This window comes from Xanthobacter luteus (genome assembly GCF_040049235.1).
GTDB lineage: Bacteria > Pseudomonadota > Alphaproteobacteria > Rhizobiales > Xanthobacteraceae > Xanthobacter.
In genome coordinates this window covers 302,532-328,018 of record NZ_JBDZDO010000002.1, presented here as the reverse complement: position 1 = coordinate 328,018, position 25,487 = coordinate 302,532, and the positions used below count along the sequence as shown (strand labels likewise).

Sequence of the window (25,487 nt, the reverse complement as noted above, 5' to 3'; positions counted from 1 at the left end):
ATGAGCCACAGCACCAAGTTCTACATCGACGGCGAATGGGTCGACCCGGTCGCGCCCCGGCGGTTCGACGTCATCAACCCGGCCACCGAGGAGCCCGCCGGCCAGATCAGCATGGGCGGGGCCGAAGACGTCGACCGGGCGGTGAAGGCCGCGCGCGCGGCGTTCGCGCCCTTCTCGAGGACCACCAAGGCGGAGCGCCTCGCCCTTCTCCACCGCATCATCGCGGTGTTCGAGAGCCGCATGGACGACCTCGCTTGCGCCATCACCGCCGAGATGGGCTCGCCGCTCCGGTTCGCCATGCAGGTGCAGACCAACACCACGCTGGAGCACTTCAAGGAGGCCGCCAAGGTTCTGAAGGACTACGATTTCGGCCACATGCTGGGCGGCACCACGCGGATCGTGCGCGAGCCGATCGGCGTGTGCGGCTTCATCACGCCCTGGAACTGGCCCATCAACCAGGTGGCCTCCAAGTTCGCGCCCGCGCTCGCCGCCGGCTGCACCTGCGTGGTCAAGCCCTCGGAGATGGCGCCGCTGAGCACCATCATCCTCACCGAGATCCTCCACGAGGCCGGCGTGCCGAAGGGCGTGTTCAACCTCGTCAACGGCGACGGGCCCACCGTGGGCGAGGCGATCTCGCGCCATCCCGACATCGACATGGTGTCGTTCACCGGCTCGACCCGCGCCGGCATCCTGGTGGCGAAGGCGGCGGCCGACACGGTGAAGCGCGTGCACCAGGAATTGGGCGGCAAGTCCGCCAACATCATCCTGCCGGGCGCCGACCTCGAGACCGCGGTCAGCGCCGGCACGCTGCGCGCCTTCACCAATACCGGCCAGTCGTGCCAGGCGCCGACCCGCATGCTGATCCACCAGGACCAGCTCGCCGAGGCGACCGCCATCGCGCGGCGCACCGCGGAAGCCGTGGTGGTGGGCGACCCGCTCGCCGCGGGCACGCGCCTCGGCCCGCTGGTGAGCGAAGCCCAGTTCGACCGGGTGCAGAACCTGATCCGCATCGGCATCGAGGAAGGCGCGACGCTCGCCGCCGGCGGCCTCGGCCGTCCCGCCGGGCTCAACCGCGGCTATTACGTGAAGCCCACCGTGTTCTCCGACGTGACCCCGGCCATGACCATCGCCCAGCAGGAGATCTTCGGCCCGGTGCTGTCGATCCTGCCGTACAAGGACAAGGCCGACGCGGTGGAGATCGCCAACGGCACCATCTACGGCCTCGCCGGCTATGTGTGGGCGGGCTCGCTGGAGGAGGCGCGCGAGATCGGCATGGAGCTGCGCGCCGGCCGCATCTATCTCAACGGCGCCCCGCACGGGAAGCTGCAGGACGTGGAGGCCCCGTTCGGCGGCTACAAGCAGTCCGGCAACGGCCGCGAGGCCGGCATCTACGGCCTCGAGGACTTCCTCGAGATCAAGGCGATCCTCGGCTACGAGATCGCCTGACGACACCCCGCCCGCCGTCCTGCGGCGGGCGGACACTTGTGCGGACCGGCCGAAGAGCCGGCCGCGCCCCGGCCTTCCGATCCAGAAACATGCTGAAGGGGATCGCCGCGCGACCGGCGCGGCGACCCCGCAGGACCGCTCCCGTCCGGGGGCCGCCGCGCCGTCCGATCGCCCCGCCAGAGGCGGCCACGGCACCCGGGCCCGTCGGCGCGGAGAGATGAGGGGAACCATGCGCATCGCATCCACGAAGGACTTCCTCGCCGGAATCCTGTTCGCCGCCTTCGGCGTCACCTTCGCGGCGGTGGCCGCCACGAGCTACGCCCAGGGCACGCCGGCGCGCATGGGGGCCGGCTTCTTCCCTTTGGTGCTGGGCCTGCTCCTGACCGGGGTCGGGCTTGCGGTGATGGCGCGCGGCCTCATCGTCGCCGGCGACGGGCTGCCGCGCGTGCGCCTGCGCCCGCTCTTGTCGCTGCTCGCGGCCATGGTGCTGTTCGCGGTCCTGCTGCGGCCGCTCGGCCTGCTGGTCTCGGCCGCGGTCCTGGTGCTGGCGGGCAGCCTGTCGAGCCCCGAATTCCGGCTCCGGGACGCCCTGCTGCTCGCGGCGGCGCTATCGGTGGGCGCGGTGCTGCTGTTCGTCATGCTTCTCGGGCTGCCGCTGCCCGTCTGGCCGTCCTTCTAGCGGGCGCGGGAGACTGACGTGGAAACCCTCGCCAATCTGGAACTCGGCTTCTCGGTCGCGCTCACCCTCGCCAACATCGCCTATTGCTTCATCGGCGTGCTGCTCGGCACGCTGGTGGGCGTGCTGCCCGGCCTCGGCCCGGTGGCGAGCGTGGCGATGCTTTTGCCCATCACCTTCACTTTGCCGCCGGACTCGGCGCTGATCATGCTCGCCGGCATCTATTACGGCGCCCAGTATGGCGGCTCCACCACGGCGATCCTGGTCAACATCCCCGGCGAATCCTCCTCCGTCGTCACCGCCATCGACGGCTATCGCATGGCGCGCGCCGGCCGCGCCGGCCCGGCGCTGGGCATCGCCGCCATCGGCTCGTTCTTCGCCGGCACGATCTCCACCATCGCCATCGCCTGTTTCGCCCCGGTGCTCTCCGACCTGGCGCTGGAGTTCGGGCCGGCGGAATACTTTTCGCTCATGGTGTTCGGCCTCATCGCCGCGGTGGTGCTGGCGCGCGGCTCGCTCCTCAAGGCGATCGGCATGGTGGTGCTGGGCCTGCTGCTGGGGCTGGTGGGCACCGACGTGAATTCCGGCACCGCGCGCTACGCTTTGGGCTTTCCCGAGCTGCGCGACGGCATCGGCTTCATCGCGCTCAGCATGGCGCTGTTCGGCATCGCCGAGGTGGCCTGCAACCTGGAGGCCGGGCAGGACCGCAACGTCACCGCCCAGCGCATCGGCCGGGTGCTGCCCAGCCTCAACGATCTGAGGATCTCCGCCCCCTCGATCCTGCGCGGCACCACGCTCGGCGCCGTCCTCGGCGTGCTGCCGGGCGGCGGGGCGCTGCTCGCCTCGTTCGCCTCCTACATGCTGGAGAAGAAGGTGGCGCGGCCGCCGCGCACTTTCGGCCATGGCGACATCCGCGGCGTGGCGGGGCCGGAATCGGCCAACAATGCCGGCGCCCAGACCTCCTTCATCCCCATGATCACGCTCGGCATTCCCTCCAACCCCACCATGGCGCTGATGATCGGCGCCATGATGATCCAGGGCATCGCCCCGGGACCGACGGTGATGAGCGAGCGGCCGGGCCTGTTCTGGGGGCTGATCGCCTCCATGTGGGTGGGCAATCTGATGCTGCTGGTGCTCAACCTGCCGCTGGTGGGGCTGTGGATCCGCCTGCTGAAGGTGCCCTACCGGCTGCTGTTCCCGGCGATCCTGCTGTTCTGCGTGATCGGCGCCTATTCCAGCAGCAACTCGGTGTTCGACATCTACCTGATGGGCGCGCTGGCCGTGCTCGGCTACGTGTTCGTGAAGCTCGACTGCGAGCCGGCGCCGCTGATCCTCGGCTTCATCCTCGGGCCGATGATGGAGGAGAATCTGCGCCGGGCGCTTCTCATCTCGCGCGGCCATGCGGAGACCTTCGTGACCCAGCCCATCAGCCTCGGCTTCCTGATCGCCTCGGTGGCGCTGCTGGCGGTGCTGGTCGTGCCCGCCATCCGCAGCACGCGGGAGGAGGCGCTGCAGGAGTGAGCGGGGCGGGCGGCGGAGGATGGGCCCGCGCGCCCTGCCGGGAACGGCGCCCCTCCCCCTTGCGGGGAGGGGCGAGGGGGTGGGGGTGGAGCGCCCTCGGGCATGCGCCGCCCCCGCGCCGAGGCGGTCCGACATCCCCTCCCCTTCCCCTCCCCACAAGGGGGAGGGGGCTCCCGCTCACCGGATGACGGTTCCTGGGAGAGAGGCGCTCCCCCTTCCCAGTGGAGCACCATCGCGCGGGCGTGCGGGGCCGGGGCACCACGGCCCCGACCGGCCCCCTTCCCGCGCCGCTCAGTCGAGGCCGACCGGCGGCAATGAGAGCGCCCGGTCCACCAGGGCGCCGGCACGGTTGAAGTCGTAGGTGCGGAACATGTTGGTCTTCACGATGAAGGACGCGCCGCCGTAGAACTTCTCATACTGCTGGTGGCGGTTGCCGAACTCGGTGCCGATGAAGTCCCAGGCGAGCCGCATCAGCGCCACGCGCTGGCGCGCGTCGAGGTTCGCGGAGCGGTAGAAGCGCTCCACGTCCGGCGCGGTCAGCGGGCTCGCGAAGTCCTTCACCGAGGAGGGCAGCGTGATCATGGCCGCCCCGGTGATCTCGCGCACGATGTCGATCATGCGCGGATTGATCTCGGACTGCAGCGCCATCACCGCATAGAGCATGGCCTTGGCGGGCCACACCACGCCTTCCTCGTCGATGGTCGCCATGGCCTCCTGCGCCAGCAGCATGCCCTCGACGATGGAGGCGAGCGCGGCGAGCTCGCCCATGGCCACCTGCACCGCCGGCACCGCCTCGTTGCCGGTGGCCTCGTTCATGCGCTTGGCGAGGCCCATGAGGAAGCGCAGCTTGGTGGCGTAGCGCGTCTGCGCCTGGTGGTTGCCATAGGTGTGGGACGGCGTCAGCCACCACTGGTCGCGGCTCAGCTCCACATTGCGATAGATGAAGACGTGCTCCCAGGGCACGAACACCTCGTCCAGCACCACGAAGCAGTCCGCCTCGTCGAAGCGGGTGGAGAGCGGATAGTCGAAGGAATTGTCCGCCGCCTTGGCGAACGGGCGGCGCGAATAGAGCTTGAGGCCCTCGGCGTCCATGGGGATGGCGACGTTGATGGCGTGGGCCTCGTCCCCCGGCTGCAGCGGGTGGATGCAAGCGAGGTGCAGATAGTCCGCATAGACGCCGCCGGTGGCGAGCTGCTGGCCGCCGGAGACGATGATGCCGCCCTCCACCTCGCGCACCACGCCGGCATAAAGGTGGGGATCCGCCTGCTTGTGGGCGGGCTTGGAGCGGTCGATCTGCGGCGGCACGATCGCGTAGGCGATGTAGAGATGGTTGTCGCGGGCATATTCGTAGAATCTGACCACGTTGTCGGCCCACCTTTGGCCGTGCCGCGCGAACACCGAGGGCTTGGCCGCATAGCCCGCGAAGAAGTTCGCCACATGGTCGGGCGAGCGGCCCATGAGGCCGAAGGTCTGCTCGGCCCAGGCCTCGGAGGCGAGGCGCTTCAGGCGCAGATCGTCCACCGTCTTCGGGATCTGGTAGCAGCGCAGCGCCCGCGCCCCGGTCTCGCGCACCTCATAGGTCATGAGCTCGCGGTTCTGCGGCGCGGCGGCGAGATCGAACAGGTTCGCCACCTGCCGCGCGCCTTCCCGGAACGCCGGATGGACGGTGGGATCACCCACCTTCTCGCCGTCGAGGAAGACGGCGCGGCGCGAGGCGCGAAGCTGGGCCAGGAAGTCGGCGCCGGTGCGCAGGCCCGGGGCCGGGGCTGCGGCGGAGGCGGCGGCGGTCTGCGGAGTGGCGGTCATTCTCGGGTCCTCTGGAATGCGCCCGCCCGGTGGTCCGGGTTTCGGGGGTCGGGGGTCGGGAGTCGGGGGCCTGGGGACCGGCCGCGTGAGGGCGCCGGCGAACCCAGGAACGGCGAACCTTGATCACATGCCGCGGCGGCGCGGCCGGGCACCGGGGGCCGCGCCCTTCACCGCGGCGGCGGTCTCAAGCGCGGGTTTGGGACGTGTCCGGATGTCGGACAATAAGTACAAATTAGATATAATTTTGTACCTGTCAACGCGATCGCGCAGGCCGTCCTCATTCGGCTATGGACGGCGGGCCGCATGGTTTCTAAAGGAGGAAAGGCCGCCGGAGCAGCGGAGCAGAGCGGAGAGACGTTTGGTTATGTCGCCTCAAGCACGCGCGAAATCCCGCGCCGCGTTCCGGCCTCCGCTCACGGTGTCGCGGACGGAATTCCTGCACGGCGAGAGCGACCGCGCCTTCCGCGAATCCATCTACGCCATGGTGCTGGCGCTGGAGGGCCTTCTGAAGTGCCGCGCCCTGTTCGGCAAGGTGCTGGGCCTGACCCCGAGCCAGTTCGCGGTCCTCATGGGCACCGCCTACCGGCAGGGAACCGAGGGCGTCGCCATCCGCGATCTCGCCGACCACATCCGCCTCGCCGCACCCCACGTGACCACCGAGGTGGGGCGCATGATCGAGCGGGGGCTGCTCGCCAAGCGCCAGGACGAGAGCGACCGCCGCAGCGTCCGCGTCTCGCTCTCGCCCGAGGGCGAGGCGGCGGTGGTGCGGGTCGCGCCGGTGGTGCGGCGGGTCAACGACATGCTGTTCGAGGAGATATCCGCAGCCGAGCTCGAGGTGGTGGAGGCCTTCACGCGCAAGCTCGCCATCAGCGCCGAGCGCGTGTTCGCGCACGCCAAATGGGGCGACATCCTCGGCGCCGCGGAGGCGCCGCCCGCGGCGGCCGCCGCGCGGCCCAGGCGGCGGCCGAAGGGCAAGGCCGAGGCCGGCTGAGCGGGCCGCGCCCGACGGCGCAGCGCCGGGAGCCGCGGCGGGCACAGGCCGGCGCCGCCAGGGGCCGGCGAAGCCGCTGCCGCGGCGTCGCAAAGGCGCGCTTCAAATGACGAGGCGCCGCAAAGAAGAAGGGCGCCGCACCGAAGTGCGACGCCCTTTGTCTCAAGACGGACGCGTCAGGTGATCGGGATCACTTGAGGGCGTTGAACGAGGTGGCGAAGGAGAGGCTCGCCAGGAACTTGTCGCCGCAGGCATTGTTCTTGCCGATCAGCGTCGCGCACTCGAACTCGTTCAGGTCCGAGCCGGAGTAGCGCAGGTCGAGGGTCGCGGCCTTGTAGGTCACGCCGACGCCGATGTTCCACCAGTTGTAGCCGGAGATGCCGACCGCGAACACGCCGAACGGCGGGGTGTAGGTGAAGAAGGTGTCGTCGAGCCACTGATGGCCGAACTCACCCGACACGTAGGCGCCGAAATCGCTGCCGCCCAGCGACGCGGCGGTCGCCTTGAAGTTGGCCGCGAGCGCCGTGCCGTCGGTGCTGGAGGCGTACATGTCGCTCGTCCAGTTCAAGGCGAGGCCGACGGACAGCCAGTCGGTCAGAGCATAGCTGGGCTTGGCGTAGATTTCCCAGTAGTTGAAGTCGTCGGGGCTGAGGCCGAAGATGTCGGCATTGCCGGGGAAGGCGTAGTAGATGGCGCCGGCGTCGAGGGTGAAGGCGCCCCAGGTGTGGCGCAGGCCGCCGGAGAAGTCGACTTCGAGCGAGCTGCTGCCGCCGGCGCCGAGGAAGTTGTCCGCCCAGTTCTGGTTGGACGCCCAGACGTTGAAATAGAACCAGTTGAAGAGCTGCAGCTCGGCGTAGCCCTGGAGGGCCGCGTTGTTGTTGGTCTGGCTGATGCCGCGGAACACGTAGTCCGAGGTCAGGGTGACACCGAACGCAACGTCCCAGGCGGGCGGCGGGGGCGGGGCCACGGCCTTCACGGGCACGGACAAGTCGGCCGCAGCGGCCGCGCCGGCGAAGAGCATGGAAGAGGCGATGACAGCAAGCTTTTTCATAACAATACCCCCGCAGAGATCTGGAACGATACAAACCAGTTCCCCCTGTCGAGTCCAACGCGAAAAATAAGGCAGCATTTGCCGCCTTTCTAGGCAAACCCGCATGAACGCTTGATTCCTGTGTTGCGTTTTCGCAACGCGCGCCCCAAAACGCGTGAACGCCCGGCACAACCCCTGCGATGGGGATGGCGCGCCGGCAATGGACTCGGCCGGAGCGGGCTACGCCGCCGCGGATCCGCCGCGCGGTTCCGCGGAGCCGGCGAATCTCCGGCTAACTTGCTGAGCACAAGGGGATTCACCGCCCGCATGAAGGCCCTCGAGGGGCCGCGATTTGGGCCGGCTCGGCCCCTAGGGGCGACTCAGAAGCAGCGGCCGGCCGCGCTCGGGAACCCGCGCCCAGCTGCCGTCCTCCTGCCGCGCGAACCGAATCGCGGGGCCGCCCGACGCGCCCGAGACCAGGATGTTGCCGCCGTCGAGCCGCCAGACGGCGGCGCCGAGGCGCGCCACCGCGGGGGCGCAGCCGGGCGCCACCTGGAGGGCGAAACCGCCTTTGGGCGCCGGGGTCTGCGTGAGGCTCCAGCGGCACAGGGGCGTCCCGGGGCTGGTGGCGAGGTCCCAGTCGCCCACGACCTCGGCCTGGGTGACCTCCGGGACGTCGACGATGCTGGGATTGATCAGGAAATAGACCCCGTCGCCCTCCCGGAGCGCCTCGTAGCTGCCGCCCGTCGCCTCGGTGAACTCGGCCACCGTGCGCCCTTGGGCGGTGAGAAGGCGCAGGGCGCCGGAGGCGTCCGGCAGCCAGCCGGAGATCTGGACCGAGAAGCCGATCGTGGCCGCGCAGGCGGCCTTGTCGAACTGCACCGCGAGGCCGGCGCCGGCCGCCTCCGCCTTCAGCGTGATCGGGCATTTGCGATCGCCGTCGGCGCTGGAGAGCACATAGGCGCCCGCCTTCTGCTCCGCCGCATCGCGCAAAGCGGGGTCGAGGCGCGCCGCCGGCTGTTGCTTCTGCGCCACAGGTCCTGGCGCCTCGGGCGCGCCGAGCGCGGGCGCGAGCGGCAGGACACAGGCGAGCCCGGCGGCGGCCAGCCGGGCGCCGAGGCGAACGGGCGGTGACGGGAGACGGCGCATGGCGGACCCTCGGTGCGGATCAAAGGCAGAGGCTAGCACAGCCGCGCCGCCGGGCTCACCTGCGGCCCGCAGGCGCCCCCGCCCCGGTGGCGATGCCGGACGGTCCGCCCGGCGGCTCGCGCCCTCTTGCCCCGGCGCGCGCTAGCCGCGCGGCCAGGGGGTCTCCGCCACCGGGGTGACGGGTCCCTTGCCGTCGAACCAGGAGACGAGATTGTCCACCACCAGCTGGCCCATGGCGCCGCGGGTGTGGTGGGTGGCCGAGCCCACGTGCGGCAGCAGCACCACATTGTCGAGGGCGAAGAAGCCCTCCGGCACGTGCGGCTCGTTCTGGAACACGTCGAGCCCGGCGGACAGGATGGTGCGGTTCTGGAGCGCCGCGAGCAGCGCCTCCTCGTCCACCACCGAGCCGCGCGCCACGTTGATGAGAATGCCGTCCGGCCCCAGCGCCTCCAGCACCGCGGCGTTCACCATGTGACGGGTCGCCGGCCCGCCCGGCACGATGACGATGATCACGTCCACGTCCCGCGCCATGGCGATCAGGTCGCCATAGTGCGTGTAGGGCACGCTCGGCTGCGCCCGCCGGGCGTGGTAGACCACCGGCACCGCGAAGGCGTCGAGCCGCTTGGCGATGGCCTGGCCGATGCGGCCCATGCCGATCAGCCCCACGGTGCGCTCGCGCAAAGTGGGGCCGAGCGGGAACACGCCGCTCTTCCAGCCGCCGGCGCGCACGAAGCGGTCGGCCTGCGGGATCTCGCGCACGGTGGCGAGCAGCAGGCCGAGGGTGAGGTCGGCCACCTCCTCGTTGAGCACGTCGGGCGTGTTGGTGACGACGACCCCGCGCGCCGCGGCAGCGGCCGCGTCCACGGTGTCGTAGCCGACGCCGAAATTGGCGACGATCTCCACCTTCGGCAGGCGCGCGAGCAGCGCCTCGTCCACCTTCACCTTGCCCTTGGTGGCGATGCCGCGGATCGCCGCGGCGCGCGCGCCATCGAGCTGCTCCAGGGGGACGAGGTCGAAGCGCGCGGCGAGCTGGCGCTCGACCACATTCTCCATGACGGGACCGGTGAGAAGAAGCGCGGGGCGCGCGGCGTCGCTCATGGGAAATCTCGCAGGAAAGGGGGTGGCCGAATGGGACTAGACTTTAGGGGAAGAGACCCGGTGGCGGGGCGGATTGCAACGTCCGCCGAACGGAGCACCGGTGAGGCTTAAGCGCCCCACGGCCCCGATTCAACCGGGTTCAAACGTTTTAATTTGCTCTTGATCCGGACTTCTCCTCGCACCATGATCGCGCCGCGCCCGAAAGAGGCGCGAGGTCACACGCCGTTCATCCCGATGCGGTGGAACAGGCGGGGCCAACCAGGATCGCGCGCCGCCGCAGGGCGAGCGCGTCGCGTTCAGAAGGGAGAGGACGCACGATGGCGACCGTCGACATTCGCGGTGTCAAGAAGGCCTATGGCTCGACGCAGGTGATCCACGGCGTCGATGTCGACATCCGCGACGGCGAGTTCGTGGTGCTGGTCGGCCCCTCGGGCTGCGGCAAGTCCACCTTGCTGCGCATGATCGCGGGCCTCGAGAACATCACGGCGGGCGAGATCCTGATCGGCAACCGCGTCATCAATGACGTGCCGCCGAAGGAGCGGGACATCGCCATGGTGTTCCAGAACTATGCGCTCTACCCGCACATGACCGTGGCCGACAACATGGGCTTCTCGCTGAAGCTGCGGAAGGCGCCCAAGGCGGAGATCACGGCGCGGGTGGACCGGGCAGCGCAGATCCTCGGCCTGTCCAAGCTGCTCGACCGCTATCCGCGCCAGCTGTCCGGCGGCCAGCGCCAGCGCGTCGCCATGGGCCGCGCCATCGTGCGCGACCCGCAGGTGTTCCTGTTCGACGAGCCGCTGTCCAATCTCGACGCCAAGCTCAGGGTGCAGATGCGCACCGAGATCAAGGAGCTGCACCAGCGGCTCGGCACCACCACGGTCTATGTCACCCACGATCAGATCGAGGCCATGACCATGGCCGACAAGATCGTCGTCATGCACGACGGCATCGTCGAGCAGATGGGCGCCCCGCTCGACCTCTACGACCGGCCGGAGAACCAGTTCGTGGCCGGCTTCATCGGCTCGCCCGCCATGAACTTCGTCAAGGGCAAGGTGCGCCTCGGCGCCGACCCCCGCCTGGTGACCGACAGCGGCGTCGAGGTGCCGCTGCCGGACGCCGCCGGCCTCACCGACGGCCAGGGCGTGATCTACGGGCTGCGGCCCGAGCACATCCGGCTCGATCCCGCCGGGGTGCCGGCGCGGGTGGTGGTGACCGAGCCCACCGGCTCGGAGATCCTGGTGGTGGCGCGCCTCGGCGGCGGCGACGGCCCGGTGCCGGAGATCGGCGCCCAGGAGATCAACTGCCTGTTCCGCGAGCGCCTCGCCTTCACCCCGGGCGAGACCATCCGCATCGCGCCCCAGGACGGCCTGACGCACCTCTTCGACGAGGCCACCGGCCGACGGCTTTAAGCGTACCCCGGTGAAAAGACCACCCGCGCCAAACGGGGGCCCACCGGACCATCGAACGATCACGGGAGGAAACGAGATGACCATTTCGAGACGCGATGTCCTTCTGGGCGGCGCCGGCCTGGCCGCCGGCTCGCTCGCCTCGCCCTTCCTGGGCTCGGTGCCGGCGTTCGCGCAGGTGCCGAAGTTCCAGCCCGAGCCCGGCGCCTCCCTGCGCCTTTTGCGCTGGGCGCCGTTCGTGAAGGGCGAGGAAGACGCCTGGATCGCCAACACCAAGAAGTTCACCGAGGCCACCGGCATCGAGGTGCGCATCGACAAGGAGAGCTGGGAGGACATCCGCCCGAAGGCGGCGGTGGCCGCCAATGTCGGCTCCGGCCCGGACATGGTCTGGGTGTGGTTCGACGACGCCCAGCAATATCCCGACAAGCTGCTCGACGTGACCGACCTCGCCACAGGCCTCGCCAAGACCTATGGCGGCTTCTATCCCGGCAACGAGGTCTACGCCAAGGTGAAGGACCGCTTCGTCGGTGTGCCGCTCGCCACCATCGGCAACGCCGTGGTCTATCGCGACAGCTGGGTGAAGGACGCCGGCTTCTCCGAGTTCCCGAAGGACACCAAGGGCCTGCTGGAGCTGGGCAAGGCGCTGAAGGCCAAGGGCCATCCCATGGGCTTCACCCTCGGCCACGGCGTCGGCGACGGCAACAACTTCACCCATTGGGTGCTGTGGAGCCACGGCGGCAAGATGGTGAGCGAGGAGGGCAAGGTCGTCATCAACTCGCCCGAGACCGTGGCGGCGCTGCGCTACGTGGCCGAGCTCTACAAGACCTTCATCCCGGGCACCGAGAGCTGGCTCGACGTGAACAACAACCGCGCCTTCATCGCCGGCGACCTCTCGGTCACGGCCAACGGCGTGTCGGTCTACTACGCCGCGGCGAACGACCCCAAGCTCGCCGACATGGCGGCGGACATGCGGTCCACCAACTTCCCGATCGGCCCGGTGGGCAAGTCGGTGGAGCTCCACCAGACCACCACCGCCGGCATCTTCAAGTACACCAAGTATCCGAAGGCGGCGCAGGCCTATCTCGCCTTCATGTTCGACGCGCCGCAGTACAATGCCTGGCTGCAGGGCGCGAGCGCCTATTGCTGCCAGACGCTGAAGGCGTTCGCCAACAATCCGGTATGGACCTCCAAGCCGATCCATGCCGCCTACGCCAAGGCGTCCGAGACCCTGCAGCCGAACGGCTATGCCGGCCCGCTCGGGCCCCAGTCGGCCGCCGCCATGGCGGACTGGATCGTGGTGGACATGGTGGCGGAAGCCGCCACCGGCCAGCGCACCCCGGAAGAAGCCGCCAAGCGCGCCCAGGCCCGCGCCGAGCGCATCTACCGCTGAGGCCCAACGGGCGGCGCGGGGCGCTGAAGGCCCCTCCCCGCTTGCGTGATGGCACCCCTCTCCCCGGCGGGCAGAGGTGGCACCGAACGGCCAGCGGCGGACCCCCGCGCCGCTCTCCCGCGAGCGACGCGGTCCCTCTCCCCGGCGGGGAGAGGGTTCGGGTGAGGGGGATTCGCCGGCAGGTCCCCTGCCCGGCCCACCCGGCACCGGGCGCAAAGGACACAGCCGCCCCCAGCGGGCGTTCAAGAGGCGGAGCCAATCCGCCCGACCGTTTCAAGAGAGGAAGCGCATGGCCACCGTCACCGCCGCAGAGACCCGCGCCCCGTCCCGCGCCCGCGCCTTCTGGAGCGGCATCGGCCAGGGCCGGCACGTGCTCGGCCTCATGTTCATGCTGCCGGCGGCGGCGTTCCTTCTGTTCTTCCTCACCTATCCGCTCGGCCTCGGGGTGTGGCTCGGCTTCACCGACACCCGCATCGGCCGCTCGGGCGTGTTCATCGGCCTCGAGAACTACCAGTCGCTCTGGGAAGACAGCCTGTTCTGGCTGGTGGTGTTCAACACGCTGCTCTACACCATCGGCGCCTCGATCCTGAAGTTCGGCCTCGGTTTGTGGCTGGCGCTGCTGCTGAACCAGCATCTGCCCTTCAAGGCCTTCTTCCGCGCCGTGGTGCTGCTGCCCTGGGTGGTGCCCACCGTGCTCTCGGCCATCGCCTTCTGGTGGATCTTCGACAGCCAGTATTCCATCATCTCCTGGGCGCTGATCCGCATGGGGCTGATCGATGCGCCGATCAACTTCCTCGGCGACGTGTGGAACGCGCGCGCCTCGGTGATGGCGGCCAATGTCTGGCGCGGCATCCCCTTCGTCGCCATCTCGCTGCTGGCCGGGCTGCAGACCATCCCGCCCTCGCTACACGAGGCGGCGACGCTCGACGGCGCCTCGAACTGGCAGCGATTCCGCTTCATCACCCTGCCCATGCTCTCGCCGATCATCGCCGTGGTGATGACCTTCTCGGTGCTGTTCACCTTCACCGACTTCCAATTGATCTACGTGCTCACCCGCGGCGGGCCGCTCAACTCCACCCATCTGATGGCGACCCTCTCGTTCCAGCGCGCCATCCCCGGCGGATCGCTGGGCGAGGGCGCGGCGATCGCGGTGGCGATGATCCCGTTCCTGCTGTCGGCGATCCTGTTCAGCTATTTCGGCCTGCAGCGCCGCAAGTGGCAGCAGGGCGGGGCCGACTGATGGGCCAGCCAAAGCCTGTTCTTCCCGACGTTCAGGGCCGGGCGCGACATGCCCCCTTCATCGCCGGCGCCCCGCGCCGAGGCTCTGCTTTTCTGCCGAGGATCCCCCGATGAGCCAGTCGACCACCGACCACCTCACCGACAATTCCACCGGCATGAGCTATCTGGACAGCTTGCCCCGGCGGGTGGTCACGGTGTTCCTGCCGCTGCTGATCTTCGTGTTCGTGCTGCTGTTCCCGTTCTACTGGATGGCGATCACGGCCATAAAGCCGAACTTCCAGCTCACCGACTACAACAACTACTCCCCGCTCTGGGTGGTGGAGCCGACGCTCGACCACATCAAGTATCTGCTGTTCGAGACCTCCTATCCCGCCTGGCTGTGGAACACGATCTTCATCTCGGTCGCGGCGACCTTCATCTCGCTCGTCACCTCGGTGTTCGCCGCCTATGCCATCGAGCGGCTGCGCTTCCACGGCTCGCGCTGGGTCGGGCTCGGCATCTTCCTCGCTTATCTCGTGCCGCCGTCGATCCTGTTCATCCCGCTCGCCATCATGGTGTTCGGGATCGGCATCTACGACACCAAGCTGGCGCTGATCCTCACCTATCCCACCTTCCTGGTGCCGTTCTCCACCTGGCTGCTGATGGGCTATTTCCGCTCGATCCCGTTCGAGCTCGAGGAATGCGCGCTGGTGGATGGCGCCTCGCGCTGGCAGATCCTGATCAAGGTGCTGCTGCCCTTGTCGGTGCCGGGGCTGATCTCGGCCGGCATCTTCTCCTTCACCCTGTCGTGGAACGAGTTCATCTACGCCCTCACCTTCATCCAGTCGTCCGAGAACAAGACCGTGCCGGTGGGCGTGCTCACCGAGCTGGTGCGCTCGGACGTCTATGAATGGGGCTCGCTCATGGCCGGCGCGCTCATCGGCTCGCTGCCGGTGGTGATCCTGTATTCCTTCTTCGTGGACTATTACGTGTCCTCCATGACCGGCGCGGTGAAGGAGTAGGGCGAACGCTCCCCGGCCCGGCGACGGCTGCTAGAGCCCCGCGCCGGGGCGTGCGGGCCGATGGAGCCTCCCGCCCCTTCAGCGCCCCTTCAGCGCCCTGGACGCCCCTTGGACGCCCGTTTGCCGCACTCTTGCCGCTTGCCGTCCGGCGCGCGCCATGGCACCCCTTCGGCTGACGGGCGCGGCGCGTCATGCGCCGCGGTGACGGCACGGGGTCGGGAAGATGGTCGAGCGCACGATCGAATCGGTGCTGTTCCGCAGCCGCTGGATCATGGCGCCGTTCTATCTGGGCCTCGTGATCGCGCTCCTGGTGCTGCTGTTCAAGTTCGGCCACGAGCTGCTGCATTTCGTGACGCACGCGGTCGCCGCCACCGAGAGCGACATCATCCTCGGCATCCTCGCGCTCGTCGACCTGACGCTGACCGGAAACCTGGTGCTGATCGTCATCTTCTCGGGCTACGAGAATTTCGTCTCCAAGATCGACCCGGCCGGCCATCCCGACTGGCCGGAATGGATGACGCGGGTCGACTTCACCGGCCTCAAGCAGAAGCTGCTCGCCTCCATCGTGGCGATCTCGGCGATCCAGCTGCTGAAGGCCTTCATGAACCTCGACAAGGGCCACATGAGCGAAAACACGCTCATGTGGCTCGTCATCATCCACGCGGTGTTCGTGGGATCGAGCCTGGTGCTCGCCTGGTCCGACAAGCTCTCGGGCAGCAAGCACTGAGAGCGGGCGCCCTCACCGCCCGGGCAGCACCAGCACGGTCGGCGCCTTGGGCAGGCTCTCGCGGGACACCAGCACCGTGGGCTCGGCCGAGCGCTCGATCCGGTAGCCCTGGCCGAGCCGCGTGAGGAAGCGCTCCAGCCCCCAGCTGCTGAAATAGTGCATGGGGATGACGAGCGGCGCGCCGATCTCCTTCAGCACCTCCACCATGCCCTCCAGATCGAGCGTGTAGGAGCCGTCCACCGGCGCCAGCACCACGTCGATGCGCCCGAGCGCCTCGATGTGCTCGGGGGTCAGCAGATGGTGCAGGTGGCCGAGATGGGCGATGCACACGCCCGCCACCTCGAACACGAACATGGAATTGCCGTCATAGAGCGTGCCGGAGCCGCGCCGGATGTTGGTCGGCACGTTGCGGATCCACACGTCCTCGAGCGTCAGCTCGTGATGGGCCGCCCCGCCCTCCGGGTTCCAGCCGCGCAGCACATGGGCGATGCCGGGATCGGGGTGGTCGGTGTAGTGGGTGTCGTGCGCCCGGTTCATGGTGGCGACCATGGGCACGACCGCCGGGCGCACATAGTCGTTGTAGTCGGTGGCGATGGTCACGCCCGCCGGGCTCTCGATCAGGAAGGTGGCGTGGCCGACGAAGGACAGCCGCACGCTCCCCGAGGCCGCCGCGGCCCGCAGCACAGGCGGCCTTGCGCCCCGCTCCGGCGCGAGGGCGGCAAAGCGCAGCGGCGTCGTGCCCGCCACCATGCGCGGGCACTTCTCCGGCTGCGCCCCGGCCCCGGTCGACCCGAAGGCGAGCGCGGCCGCGGCGAGGCCGAGCGCGAGAAGCGGGGCGGCCAGCGGCCGGCTGGGGGGGCTGATGGGGCGCATGGGCGGCGGGCGTCCTGTGCGGCGGCAAGGGCGGAAGGTGCAAGACTGTGGCGCTCTTGCCAGCCGCGCAACGCCGGCGCCGTCACACCAGCGTGAAGCAACCGGCCCGGCGGCGGGCGCGCCGATGGCTGGGGACGGCCGCCCCGGCCGGCGGCTGCCATGTTGCGGGCGCGGCGCGGCTGTGACTTGCTGGGCGGGTGCGGCGCGCCGGCGGGCCACCAGCCGCTCCGGGAGGCGGGCGAAAGCCGTCCCCGAACCACGGAAAGAGCACGTCATGTCCATCAATCTGGTGTTGGTTCAGCCTTGGGTGGCGCTGGGGGCGGGAATCCTGATCCTGCTCTTTCCGCGCCTGCTCAACATCATCGTCGCGGTCTACCTGATCGTGGTGGGGCTCTCGGGCCTCATCCACTGAGCGAACCGTTTGCCGGCTGCGGGGCAGACCGCGGCGGCCGGCGGACGGGACATTCCCCAACGTCCGGTGCTGAAATCGGCCGCGCAAGGCCCGGCGCGCCGCAATGGCGCGCGTCTGGCGCGAAAGAGATGTCTTCGTCCAGTTGATGACTTGTGCGGTGCGGGGTAAACCATCGGCCCATCGCGACCTGCCCCACCCTTCAAAGGGACCAGCACATGACAAAATGGGTCTACACCTTCGGCGATGGCAAGGCCGAGGGCAAAGCCGACATGAAGAACCTCCTCGGCGGCAAGGGCGCGAACCTCGCCGAGATGTCCAATCTCGGTTTGCCCGTGCCCCCCGGCTTCACCATCACCACAGAGGTGTGCACCTATTATTATGCCCATGGGGAAACCTATCCGGCGGAGCTGAAGGGCGACGTGGAGAAGGCCCTCGCCCAGGTCGGCCAGCTCACCGGCAAGTCGTTCGGCGACGCGGCGAACCCGCTTCTGGTCTCGGTGCGTTCCGGCGCCCGCGCCTCCATGCCCGGCATGATGGACACCGTGCTCAATCTCGGCCTCAACGACGAGACCGTGGAGGCGGTGGCCAAGCTCGCCGACCGGCGTTTCGCCTATGACAGCTACCGGCGCTTCATCACCATGTATTCGGACGTGGTGCTGGGCGTGGAGCATCACCATTTCGAGGAGATCCTGGAGCACTACAAGCTCCAGCACGGCCATATCCTCGACACCGACCTTTCTGCCGACGACTGGGCGGCCCTGGTGGTGGAATACAAGAAGAAGGTGCAGGCCGAGCTGGGCAAGCCGTTCCCGCAGGAGCCCCACGAGCAGCTCTGGGGCGCCATCGGCGCCGTGTTCGGCTCCTGGATGAATAACCGGGCCATCACCTATCGCCGGCTGCACGCCATCCCCGAAAGCTGGGGCACGGCGGTGAACGTGCAGTCCATGGTGTTCGGCAACATGGGCGAGACCTCGGCCACCGGTGTCGCCTTCACCCGCAACCCCTCCACCGGCGAGAAGGCGCTCTATGGCGAGTTCCTGGTGAACGCCCAGGGCGAGGACGTGGTGGCGGGCATCCGCACGCCGCAGGACCTCACCGAGAAGGCGCGCAAGCACGCCGGCTCGGACAAGCCCTCCATGGAGCTGGCGCTGCCGGAGGCGTTCAAGGAGTTCGAGCGCATCTCGCACGCGCTCGAGACCCACTACCGCGACATGCAGGACCTCGAGTTCACGGTCGAGAAGGGCAAGCTCTGGATGCTGCAGACGCGCTCGGGCAAGCGCACCGCCAAGGCGGCGCTGCGCATCGCCGTGGAGCTCGCCGCCGAGGGCCTGATCACCGAGCGGGAGGCGATCGGCCGGGTCGATCCCTCGGCCCTCGACCAGCTGCTGCACCCCGCCATCGACCCCAAGGCCGAGCGCAAGGTGATCGCCACCGGCCTGCCCGCCTCGCCCGGCGCGGCGGCGGGCGCGATCGTGTTCTCGGCAGACGAGGCCGAGGCCATGAAGGAGAAGGGCCTCAAGGTGATCCTGGTGCGCGTCGAGACGAGCCCCGAGGACATCCACGGCATGCACGCCGCCCAGGGCATCCTCACCTCGCGCGGCGGCATGACCTCCCACGCCGCGGTGGTGGCGCGCGGCATGGGCAAGCCCTGCGTCTCCGGCGCCGGCTCGCTGCGCATCGACTACAAGGCGCAGACGCTGACGGTGAACGGCGAGGTGTTCCGCAAGGGCGATCACATCACCATCGACGGCGGCACCGGCCAGGTGCTCAAGGGCGAGGTGGCGATGCTCCAGCCGGAGCTGTCCGGCGAGTTCGCGACCCTGATGGGCTGGGCCGACCAGGTGCGCAAGCTCAAGGTCCGCGCCAATGCCGAGACCCCGGCGGACGCGCGCATGGCGCGCTCGTTCGGCGCCGAGGGCATCGGCCTGTCGCGCACCGAGCACATGTTCTTCGATGCGGGGCGCATCCTCGCGGTGCGCGAGATGATCCTTGCCGACGACGAGGCGGGCCGCCGCGCGGCGCTGGCCAAGCTCCTGCCCATGCAGCGCGACGACTTCGTCGAGCTGTTCGAGATCATGAAGGGCCTGCCGGTCACCATCCGCCTGCTCGACCCGCCGCTGCACGAATTCCTGCCGCACACGCCGGAGGAGACCGCGGAGGTGGCCAAAAGCCTCGGCGTCGACGTGGAGCGCATCGAGCGGCGCAACAAGGAGCTGCACGAGGTGAACCCGATGCTCGGCTTCCGCGGCTGCCGCATCGCCATCGCCTTCCCGGAGATCGCCGAGATGCAGGCCCGCGCCATCTTCGAGGCGGCGGTGATCGCCGCCAAGAAGACCGGCGAGATGGTGGTGCCCGAGGTGATGGTGCCGCTGATCGCCACCAAGGCCGAGTTCGACATCGTCGACAAGGTGATCCGCGACACCGCCAAGGCGGTGGAAAAGGAGACCGGCGCCACCTTGACCTTCCAGGTGGGCACCATGATCGAGCTGCCCCGCGCCGCGCTGCGGGCCGAGGAGATCGCCCGGGGCGCCGAATTCTTCTCCTTCGGCACCAACGACCTCACCCAGACCTGCTTCGGCGTCTCGCGCGACGATGCCGGCACCTTCCTCGGCCCCTATGTCCAGAAGGGCATCCTGGAGGTGGACCCGTTCGTCTCCATCGACGTGGACGGCGTGGGCGAATTGGTGAAGATCGGCGTCGAGCGCGGCCGCAAGTCGCGCCCCGACATCAAGCTCGGCATCTGCGGCGAGCATGGCGGCGACCCGGCCTCGGTCGCCTTCTGCCACGAGGTGGGGCTCGATTATGTCTCCTGCTCGCCCTTCCGCGTGCCGATCGCCCGCCTCGCGGCGGCGCAGGCGGCGCTGAAGAACTGAGGTCCGGCGGCCTTCGGGCCGCCGCGCGCCGCACTGCGAGCAAGGCCATCGGGGCGCGCCCCGATGGCCTTTTTTTTCCGACCCGTCCCGCCGCCGCATCGCCCCACGCCAAGCTGAGGCGGAACCAGACTGCCGCCCGGCCGTTCTTCCTTGGTCCCTCCGCAGGGGCTGGAGAAAGGGTGAGGCAGGAAAATGGAAAATTCGGAAATCGGCTGGATCGCCGCCATCATCATCGGCGGCTTTGCCGGGTGGTTCGCCTCGATGATCATGAAGAGCGACACCGGCCTGTTCATGAACATCCTGCTGGGCATCATCGGCGCCGCGGTGGCGAGCTTCCTGTTCAGCCTTGTGGGCGTGGGCTTCGGCGGCTGGCTCGGCTATCTGGTGGCGGGCTTCGTCGGCGCCTGCATCCTGATCTGGGGCGCGCGGGCGGTCAGGTCCTGACCGTCTTTCCCCTCGCCGTCCCCCTCACTGCACGAACGTGTTGGTGAGGCGGCCGATGCCGTCGATCTCGACCGCGATGGTGTTGGTGGGCTCCTTCATGGCGCCCACCCCCACCGAGGTGCCGCAGGCGATGAGGTCGCCGGGGTTGAGCGTCATTTCCTGCGACAGCAGCGCCACCAGGCGGGCCGGCGGGAAGATCATGTCGGCGAGCGGGTAGTTCTGCCGCTCCTGCCCGTTGAGGATGGTGCGAACCCGCGCCGCCGCCGGATCGAAGCCGGTGACGATCCACGGGCCGAACGGGCCGTAGCCGTCGACGCCCTTGGCCCGCGCCCACTGGGGAAAGGTGGGGTCGCGGTTGAGGATGTCGGCGGCGGTGATGTCGTTGACCACCGTGTAGCCGAAGATGCCGGCTGCCGCCGCATCCTCCGAAGCATGGGCGAGCGTGCGGCCGACGACGATGCCGAGCTCGCCCTCATAGACCGTCTTGCCCTGATAGCTCGCCGGCTTGCGCACGATGGCGCCGGGCGCCGCCACCGACGTGGTCGCCTTCAGCAGATAGAGCGGCTCGGCCGGCTCGGCCACGTTCAGCTTCGCCGCCAGTTCGTGGAAGTTGTTCCAGAGCGCGATGATCTTGGTGGGGGCGCAGGGCGCATCCAGCGTCACGTCGGCGAGCTTGAGGGTGAAGCCGGTGGGCGTCGCGCCGTTGAACATCGAGCCCTCGTGGACGGCGATGGTCTCGCCGTCGAGCGTGCCGAAGCCGGTCTTTCCGTCGGCGGCAAAGCGCAGCCAGGTGGTCATGGGTGTTTCCTCTTGGTGATCGTTGGGGTCGTTCGCGCTTGCGGCGGGGATCGACCGCCCTCGTGCCTCGGCCGACTGGAACGCAGTGGAAGGAGAGCCGTGGCCCAGCGCAAGACGTCGCCGAAGGCGGCTTTATTTCGCGCCGTTGAAGGATTCTGCCGGCTTCGCCGACTTGTCCCCTGGGCCCCGGATCGGCGCTCCGGCTCTCGCCGTCGCTGGTCCGGGGCACTGCGGGGATCACCCCTTCAGCACCTCGACCAGGGTCTTGCCGAGGCGGGCCGGGGAGGGCGACACGCGGATGCCCGCCGCCTCCATGGCGGCGATCTTGTCCTCGGCGCCGCCTTTGCCGCCGGAGATGATGGCGCCCGCATGGCCCATGCGCCGGCCGGGCGGGGCCGTGCGGCCGGCGATGAAGCCCACCATCGGCTTCTTGCGGCCTTGTCGAGCTTCGTCGGCGAGGAACTGCGCCGCCTCCTCCTCCGCCGAGCCGCCGATCTCGCCGATCATCACGATCGCCTTGGTCTCGGGATCGGCCAGGAACATCTCCAGCACGTCGATGAACTCGGTGCCCTTCACCGGGTCGCCGCCGATGCCCACCGCCGAGGTCTGGCCGAGGCCCTCCTGGGAGGTCTGGAACACCGCCTCATAGGTCAGCGTGCCCGAGCGCGAGACGATGCCCACCGCGCCCTTCTTGAAGATGTTGGCCGGCATGATGCCGATCTTCGATTCCCCGGCGGTGACGATGCCGGGGCAGTTGGGGCCGATCAGGCGGGATTTCGAGCCGGAGAGCGCGCGCTTGACCTTCACCATGTCCATCACCGGGATGCCCTCGGTGATGCAGACGATGAGCGGGATCTCGGCGTCGATGGCCTCCAGGATGGCGTCGGCGGCGCCGGGCGGGGGAACATAGATCACCGAGGCGTCGGCGCCGGTCTTCTCCTTGGCCTCGATCACGGTGTCGAACACCGGCAGGCCCAGATGGGTGGAGCCGCCCTTGCCGGGCGAGGTGCCGCCGACCATCTTGGTGCCGTAGATGATGGCCTGCTCGGCGTGGAACGTGCCGTTCTTGCCGGTGAAGCCCTGGGTGATGACCTTGGTGTCCTTGTTGATGAGCACGGACATCACGCAGCTTCCTTCTTCACCGCGGCCACGATCTTCTGTGCCGCATCGTCCAGATCGTCGGCCGGGATCACGTTGAGACCGCTCTCGCGGATGATCTTCTTGCCTTCTTCCACGTTGGTGCCGGCGAGCCGGACGACGAGCGGAACGCTCAGTCCCACCTGCCGCACGGCGGCGATGACCCCTTCGGCGATCACGTCGCAGCGCATGATGCCGCCGAAGATGTTCACCAGGATGCCCTCGACATTGGGATCGGCGGTGATGATCTTGAACGCCGCCGTCACCTTCTCCTTGGTGGCGCCGCCGCCCACGTCGAGGAAATTGGCGGGCGCGCGGCCGTAGAGCTTGATGATGTCCATGGTGGCCATGGCGAGCCCCGCCCCGTTCACCATGCAGCCGATGGTGCCGTCGAGCGCGATGTAAGAGAGATCATGGCGCGAGGCCTCGATCTCTTTTTCGTCCTCCTCGCTCTCGTCGCGCAGCTGCGCCACCTCCGGATGGCGGAACAGAGCGTTGGAATCGAAGGAGACCTTGGCGTCGAGGCAGATGAGGCGGCCGTCCTTCGTCGCCACCAGCGGGTTGATCTCCAAAAGGCTCATGTCGGTCTTGGTGAAGGCGGCATAAAGGCTCTCGACCAGCGCCACCGCCTGCTTTGCGCACGCGCCCGAAAGGCCCAAAGCCTGCGCCACCTTGCGGCCGTGAAACGGCTCGATGCCGACCGCCGGGTCGACCGAGAAGGTGTGGATCTTCTCCGGCGCCGAATGGGCCACCGCCTCGATGTCCATGCCGCCTTCGGTGGAGACCACGAAGGCGACGCGCACGGTGGCGCGGTCCACCAGCATGGAGAGGTAGAATTCTTTCTCGATGGCGGCGCCCTCCTCCACATAGAGGCGGTTCACCTGCTTGCCGGCCGGCCCGGTCTGGACGGTGACGAGCGTGTGGCCGAGCATCTCGGCGGCGCTCGCCTTCACCTCGGCGGGGGTCTTCGCCACCCGCACGCCGCCCTTGGCGCCGGCGGGCAGCTCCTTGAAGGTGCCCTTGCCGCGCCCGCCGGCATGAATCTGCGCCTTCGCCACGAAGGCGATGCCGCCGAGCTTTCCGGCGGCGGCCTCGGCCTCTTCGGGGGTGAAGGCGGCGATGCCGCGCGCCACCGGGGCGCCGAACTCCCTGAGGATGGCTTTCGCCTGGTATTCGTGGATGTTCATGGGGGTCCTCCCGCGTCGAGGGCCGCGCGCGCACGGCTCCAGCGCGCCTTGGCTGGGCGCAGTCTGCGACGAAAGTCGTAGGATGCACGCAATCTCGGGCGCGCACCATTGCGACCTGGCGCCGGATGAGCCGGAGGCATGACGCTCTCGGCGGATGGGATGGAACGGGCCGGCCCCTCAGGGGCGGCAGGAAAGCCCGTGGCCGGGCACCCGACCGACCGAAGCGTCAGCGCAGGGCGAGCCGGGGTCCAGCGCAAGGCTGGGCCGAAGGCGGCATTGCTTCACCGCATAGGCGTCCGCTCACGCGCGACGCACGAAAGAAAGCCTGCTGCGCAGGAGTCTTGCGCTGGATCCCGGATCGGCGCTCAAGCTGCGCTTTCGCTTGTCCGGGACACGGCACGGGGGAAATCCCCTCCCCCGCGTGCGGGAGAGGGCGGTTCGTCGCCCAGGCGATGGGTCGATCAGACCACGCGGCCCTCGTGCATGGCCTTGATCTGCTCGGCCGAATAGCCGAGCTCGGCCAGCACCTCGTCGGTGTGCTCGCCGAGCAGCGGCGAGCCGGTGACCTCGACGCTCATGTCCGAGAACTTGATCGGGCTGCCCACGGTCAGATACTTGCCGCGCTCCTTGTGATCCACCTCGACGATGGTGCCGCTCTTGCGCAACGACTCGTCCTCGGCGATCTCCTTCATGGTGAGCACCGGGGCGCAGGGGATGTCGAACTTGCGCAGGATGTCCACCGCCTCGAACTTGGTCTTGTCGGCGAGCCACGCCTCGATCACCGCGAAGATGTCGAAGATCTTGTCCTGGCGCGCGCGGGCGGTGCTGTAGGCCGGATCGTCCTTCCATTCCGGCTTGCCGATGGCTTCCGCCACCTTGGCCCAGGCCTGCTCCTGCACGGTGAAGTAGATGTAGGCGTTGGGATCGGTCTCCCACCCCTTGCACTTCAGCACCCAGCCGGGCTGGCCGCCGCCGCCCGCATTGCCGCCGCGCGGCACCACGTCGGAGAACGTGCCATGCGGGTACTGGGGATATTCCTCCAGATAGCCCACGCGGTCGAGGCGCTGCTGGTCGCGCAGCTTCACGCGGCACAGGTTGATGACCGCATCCTGCATGGACACGGCCACCTTCTGGCCCTTGCCGGTCTTGTTGCGGGCGTGCAGCGCGGTGAGGATGCCGATGGCGAGGTGCATGCCGGTGTTGGAATCGCCGAGGGCGGCGGCCGACACGGTGGGCGGGCCGTCCCAGAAGCCGGTGGTGGAGGCCGCGCCGCCCGCGCACTGGGCGACGTTCTCGTACACCTTCAGGTCCTCATAATGGTGCCCGTCGGAGAAGCCCTTCACCGAGGCGACGATCATGCCCGGATTGAGCTCCTTGATGTGCTCCCAGGAGAAGCCCATGCGGTCGAGCGCGCCGGGGCCGAAATTCTCCACCAGGACGTCGCTCTCCTTGATCAGCTTGGTGAGCACTTCCTTGCCCTCGGGGGTCTTGGTGTCGAGGGTGAGGGAGCGCTTGTTGGAGTTCAGCATGGTGAAATACAGCGCGTCGGCGTTCGAGATGTCGCGCAGCTGGTTGCGCGTCACGTCGCCGGAGCCGGGACGCTCCACCTTGATCACGTCGGCGCCGAACCAGGCCAAAAGCTGGGTGCAGGCGGGTCCCGCCTGGACGTGGGTGAAGTCGATGATCTTGATGCCTTCCAATGGCTTCGACATGTTCGGTTCCCTTTCGAGCGTTGCTTGAACCCTGCGCGGATGGCGGCTTTCTCCTGTCCCGCGCAAAACCTGATGACCGTCGGAACGCGCCGCCGGCCGCGACCTGCCGGTGCTCCCGGCTATTGTGACTGCGTCGTCTGGCCGACCTTCGCCTCCAGTTCCGCGACCCGGCGTAGGAGCGCGCGCTCCTCTTTCCACCGCTCCGTCTCGTCCCGGATCATCGAGGCGATGGCGGCCGGCTTGCCGTCGGCGTCGAGCAGCAAAGCGACCGTGAAGGCGATGGAAAGGGCATGCCCGTCCTTGTGCAGGGCCGGGACGCGCAGGAGCGCGCTGCCGTAGCGCGTCACGCCGGTGCGCATGGTCTCGTTGTAGCCGTCCCAGTGCCGCTTGCGCTGGCGCTCGGGAATGATGATGTCGAGCGAGGCGCCGAGCGCCTCCTGTTTGGCGAAGCCGAACATGCGCTCGGCGGCGCCGTTCCAGAACGTGATCGCGCCGGCCCCATCGCAGACGACGATGGCGTCGCCCAAGGCGTCCAGCAGCTGAGCATGGTCCAGAGCCGAGGTCATGGTTT

At 68.8% G+C, this 25,487-nt stretch carries 22 protein-coding genes; 12 read left to right on the top strand and 10 right to left on the bottom strand.

Annotation, left to right across the window (positions count from 1 at the left end):
• The 3 genes from ABLE88_RS10065 to ABLE88_RS10055 all read left to right on the top strand — a co-directional run bounded on the left by ABLE88_RS10065 (position 1) and on the right by ABLE88_RS10055 (position 3,643).
• Positions 1–1,446 (top strand): aldehyde dehydrogenase family protein, encoded by a 1,446-nt coding sequence (locus tag ABLE88_RS10065; protein ID WP_348831413.1) that lies wholly within the window; start codon positions 1–3, stop codon positions 1,444–1,446.
• Between the two features lie 229 nt (positions 1,447–1,675).
• Complete coding sequence (locus tag ABLE88_RS10060) at positions 1,676–2,125, top strand: tripartite tricarboxylate transporter TctB family protein (protein WP_348831411.1); 450 nt, start codon at positions 1,676–1,678, stop codon at positions 2,123–2,125.
• Between the two features lie 18 nt (positions 2,126–2,143).
• Positions 2,144–3,643 (top strand): tripartite tricarboxylate transporter permease, encoded by a 1,500-nt coding sequence (locus tag ABLE88_RS10055; protein WP_348831409.1) that lies wholly within the window; start codon positions 2,144–2,146, stop codon positions 3,641–3,643.
• Between the two features lie 291 nt (positions 3,644–3,934).
• Here the strand turns inward: ABLE88_RS10055 and ABLE88_RS10050 are convergent, their stop codons facing one another.
• Positions 3,935–5,449, bottom strand: coding sequence for a 4-hydroxyphenylacetate 3-hydroxylase family protein (locus ABLE88_RS10050; protein ID WP_348831408.1), 1,515 nt, complete (start codon positions 5,447–5,449; stop codon positions 3,935–3,937).
• Between the two features lie 364 nt (positions 5,450–5,813).
• On the opposite strand from ABLE88_RS10050, the gene ABLE88_RS10045 reads away from it, so the two are divergent.
• Complete coding sequence (locus ABLE88_RS10045; protein ID WP_348831406.1) at positions 5,814–6,440, top strand: MarR family winged helix-turn-helix transcriptional regulator; 627 nt, start codon at positions 5,814–5,816, stop codon at positions 6,438–6,440.
• Positions 6,441–6,630: 190 nt separating this feature from the next.
• On the opposite strand, the gene ABLE88_RS10040 is transcribed toward ABLE88_RS10045, so the two are convergent.
• The 3 genes from ABLE88_RS10040 to ABLE88_RS10030 all read right to left on the bottom strand — a co-directional run bounded on the left by ABLE88_RS10040 (position 6,631) and on the right by ABLE88_RS10030 (position 9,717).
• Positions 6,631–7,491: a TorF family putative porin gene (locus ABLE88_RS10040; protein ID WP_348831405.1), complete on the bottom strand. Its 861-nt coding sequence runs from the start codon at positions 7,489–7,491 to the stop codon at positions 6,631–6,633.
• A 348-nt stretch (positions 7,492–7,839) separates the two neighbouring features.
• Positions 7,840–8,619, bottom strand: a complete 780-nt coding sequence (locus ABLE88_RS10035) for a protease inhibitor Inh/omp19 family protein (RefSeq protein ID WP_348831404.1) — start codon at positions 8,617–8,619, stop codon at positions 7,840–7,842.
• Positions 8,620–8,760: 141 nt separating this feature from the next.
• Complete coding sequence (locus ABLE88_RS10030) at positions 8,761–9,717, bottom strand: 2-hydroxyacid dehydrogenase (protein ID WP_348831403.1); 957 nt, start codon at positions 9,715–9,717, stop codon at positions 8,761–8,763.
• A gap of 317 nt (positions 9,718–10,034) precedes the next feature.
• Between ABLE88_RS10030 and ABLE88_RS10025 the strand changes: the two genes are divergently transcribed.
• From ABLE88_RS10025 to ABLE88_RS10005, 5 genes are all read left to right on the top strand, one after another.
• Positions 10,035–11,126: an ABC transporter ATP-binding protein gene (locus tag ABLE88_RS10025; RefSeq protein WP_348831402.1), complete on the top strand. Its 1,092-nt coding sequence runs from the start codon at positions 10,035–10,037 to the stop codon at positions 11,124–11,126.
• Positions 11,127–11,202: 76 nt separating this feature from the next.
• Positions 11,203–12,513, top strand: coding sequence for an ABC transporter substrate-binding protein (locus ABLE88_RS10020; protein WP_348831401.1), 1,311 nt, complete (start codon positions 11,203–11,205; stop codon positions 12,511–12,513).
• Between the two features lie 289 nt (positions 12,514–12,802).
• Positions 12,803–13,753 carry a carbohydrate ABC transporter permease gene (locus tag ABLE88_RS10015; protein ID WP_348831400.1) on the top strand — a complete coding sequence of 317 codons (951 nt, stop codon included), beginning with the start codon at positions 12,803–12,805 and terminating at the stop codon, positions 13,751–13,753.
• A 109-nt stretch (positions 13,754–13,862) separates the two neighbouring features.
• Positions 13,863–14,753: a carbohydrate ABC transporter permease gene (locus ABLE88_RS10010; RefSeq protein WP_348831399.1), complete on the top strand. Its 891-nt coding sequence runs from the start codon at positions 13,863–13,865 to the stop codon at positions 14,751–14,753.
• A 223-nt stretch (positions 14,754–14,976) separates the two neighbouring features.
• A complete protein-coding gene (locus ABLE88_RS10005; protein ID WP_348831398.1) occupies positions 14,977–15,480 on the top strand; it encodes a TIGR00645 family protein in 504 nt (167 codons plus the stop codon).
• A gap of 12 nt (positions 15,481–15,492) precedes the next feature.
• On the opposite strand, the gene ABLE88_RS10000 is transcribed toward ABLE88_RS10005, so the two are convergent.
• Positions 15,493–16,353 carry an MBL fold metallo-hydrolase gene (locus ABLE88_RS10000; RefSeq protein ID WP_348831397.1) on the bottom strand — a complete coding sequence of 287 codons (861 nt, stop codon included), beginning with the start codon at positions 16,351–16,353 and terminating at the stop codon, positions 15,493–15,495.
• A 274-nt stretch (positions 16,354–16,627) separates the two neighbouring features.
• Here ABLE88_RS10000 and ABLE88_RS09995 point away from each other — a divergent pair, with 274 nt between their 5' ends.
• The 3 genes from ABLE88_RS09995 to ABLE88_RS09985 all read left to right on the top strand — a co-directional run bounded on the left by ABLE88_RS09995 (position 16,628) and on the right by ABLE88_RS09985 (position 20,082).
• Complete coding sequence (locus ABLE88_RS09995) at positions 16,628–16,765, top strand: DUF3096 domain-containing protein (RefSeq protein WP_348831396.1); 138 nt, start codon at positions 16,628–16,630, stop codon at positions 16,763–16,765.
• Between the two features lie 215 nt (positions 16,766–16,980).
• On the top strand, positions 16,981–19,638 hold the full coding sequence (ppdK, locus tag ABLE88_RS09990) for a pyruvate, phosphate dikinase (protein ID WP_348831395.1): 2,658 nt from the start codon (positions 16,981–16,983) through the stop codon (positions 19,636–19,638).
• 192 nt (positions 19,639–19,830) lie between these two features.
• A complete protein-coding gene (locus ABLE88_RS09985; RefSeq protein WP_348831394.1) occupies positions 19,831–20,082 on the top strand; it encodes a GlsB/YeaQ/YmgE family stress response membrane protein in 252 nt (83 codons plus the stop codon).
• Between the two features lie 24 nt (positions 20,083–20,106).
• Here ABLE88_RS09985 and ABLE88_RS09980 read toward each other — a convergent pair whose 3' ends face one another.
• The 5 genes from ABLE88_RS09980 to ABLE88_RS09960 all read right to left on the bottom strand — a co-directional run bounded on the left by ABLE88_RS09980 (position 20,107) and on the right by ABLE88_RS09960 (position 25,482).
• Positions 20,107–20,880: a fumarylacetoacetate hydrolase family protein gene (locus tag ABLE88_RS09980; protein WP_348831392.1), complete on the bottom strand. Its 774-nt coding sequence runs from the start codon at positions 20,878–20,880 to the stop codon at positions 20,107–20,109.
• A gap of 237 nt (positions 20,881–21,117) precedes the next feature.
• On the bottom strand, positions 21,118–22,002 hold the full coding sequence (gene sucD / locus ABLE88_RS09975) for a succinate--CoA ligase subunit alpha (RefSeq protein WP_348831391.1): 885 nt from the start codon (positions 22,000–22,002) through the stop codon (positions 21,118–21,120).
• A complete protein-coding gene (gene sucC, locus ABLE88_RS09970; protein WP_348831390.1) occupies positions 22,002–23,204 on the bottom strand; it encodes an ADP-forming succinate--CoA ligase subunit beta in 1,203 nt (400 codons plus the stop codon). Before sucC ends, sucD begins: the two co-directional genes overlap by 1 nt.
• A gap of 461 nt (positions 23,205–23,665) precedes the next feature.
• Positions 23,666–24,916, bottom strand: a complete 1,251-nt coding sequence (gene frc, locus ABLE88_RS09965; RefSeq protein WP_348831389.1) for a formyl-CoA transferase — start codon at positions 24,914–24,916, stop codon at positions 23,666–23,668.
• Between the two features lie 119 nt (positions 24,917–25,035).
• Positions 25,036–25,482, bottom strand: a complete 447-nt coding sequence (locus ABLE88_RS09960; RefSeq protein WP_348831388.1) for a PAS domain-containing protein — start codon at positions 25,480–25,482, stop codon at positions 25,036–25,038.
• Positions 25,483–25,487 lie beyond the last annotated feature (5 nt).

Excerpts from the sequence above, each read along its gene's own strand:
- ABLE88_RS10060 (WP_348831411.1), top strand. The coding sequence starts at position 1,676 with ATGCGCATCGCATCCACGAAGGACTTCCTCGCCGGAATCCTGTTCGCC.
- ABLE88_RS10000 (WP_348831397.1), bottom strand. The coding sequence starts at position 16,353 with ATGCGCCCCATCAGCCCCCCCAGCCGGCCGCTGGCCGCCCCGCTTCTC.
- ABLE88_RS10040 (WP_348831405.1), bottom strand. The coding sequence starts at position 7,491 with ATGAAAAAGCTTGCTGTCATCGCCTCTTCCATGCTCTTCGCCGGCGCG.
- ABLE88_RS10005 (WP_348831398.1), top strand. The coding sequence starts at position 14,977 with ATGGTCGAGCGCACGATCGAATCGGTGCTGTTCCGCAGCCGCTGGATC.
- ABLE88_RS10010 (WP_348831399.1), top strand. The coding sequence starts at position 13,863 with ATGAGCCAGTCGACCACCGACCACCTCACCGACAATTCCACCGGCATG.
- ABLE88_RS10035 (WP_348831404.1), bottom strand. The coding sequence starts at position 8,619 with ATGCGCCGTCTCCCGTCACCGCCCGTTCGCCTCGGCGCCCGGCTGGCC.
- ABLE88_RS09985 (WP_348831394.1), top strand. The coding sequence starts at position 19,831 with ATGGAAAATTCGGAAATCGGCTGGATCGCCGCCATCATCATCGGCGGC.
- ABLE88_RS09995 (WP_348831396.1), top strand. The coding sequence starts at position 16,628 with ATGTCCATCAATCTGGTGTTGGTTCAGCCTTGGGTGGCGCTGGGGGCG.
- ABLE88_RS10065 (WP_348831413.1), top strand. The coding sequence starts at position 1 with ATGAGCCACAGCACCAAGTTCTACATCGACGGCGAATGGGTCGACCCG.
- sucD (WP_348831391.1), bottom strand. The coding sequence starts at position 22,002 with ATGTCCGTGCTCATCAACAAGGACACCAAGGTCATCACCCAGGGCTTC.
- ABLE88_RS10050 (WP_348831408.1), bottom strand. The coding sequence starts at position 5,449 with ATGACCGCCACTCCGCAGACCGCCGCCGCCTCCGCCGCAGCCCCGGCC.
- ABLE88_RS10045 (WP_348831406.1), top strand. The coding sequence starts at position 5,814 with ATGTCGCCTCAAGCACGCGCGAAATCCCGCGCCGCGTTCCGGCCTCCG.
- ABLE88_RS10025 (WP_348831402.1), top strand. The coding sequence starts at position 10,035 with ATGGCGACCGTCGACATTCGCGGTGTCAAGAAGGCCTATGGCTCGACG.
- ABLE88_RS09980 (WP_348831392.1), bottom strand. The coding sequence starts at position 20,880 with ATGACCACCTGGCTGCGCTTTGCCGCCGACGGAAAGACCGGCTTCGGC.
- ABLE88_RS10015 (WP_348831400.1), top strand. The coding sequence starts at position 12,803 with ATGGCCACCGTCACCGCCGCAGAGACCCGCGCCCCGTCCCGCGCCCGC.
- sucC (WP_348831390.1), bottom strand. The coding sequence starts at position 23,204 with ATGAACATCCACGAATACCAGGCGAAAGCCATCCTCAGGGAGTTCGGC.
- ABLE88_RS10020 (WP_348831401.1), top strand. The coding sequence starts at position 11,203 with ATGACCATTTCGAGACGCGATGTCCTTCTGGGCGGCGCCGGCCTGGCC.
- ABLE88_RS10030 (WP_348831403.1), bottom strand. The coding sequence starts at position 9,717 with ATGAGCGACGCCGCGCGCCCCGCGCTTCTTCTCACCGGTCCCGTCATG.
- ppdK (WP_348831395.1), top strand. The coding sequence starts at position 16,981 with ATGACAAAATGGGTCTACACCTTCGGCGATGGCAAGGCCGAGGGCAAA.
- ABLE88_RS09960 (WP_348831388.1), bottom strand. The coding sequence starts at position 25,482 with ATGACCTCGGCTCTGGACCATGCTCAGCTGCTGGACGCCTTGGGCGAC.
- frc (WP_348831389.1), bottom strand. The coding sequence starts at position 24,916 with ATGTCGAAGCCATTGGAAGGCATCAAGATCATCGACTTCACCCACGTC.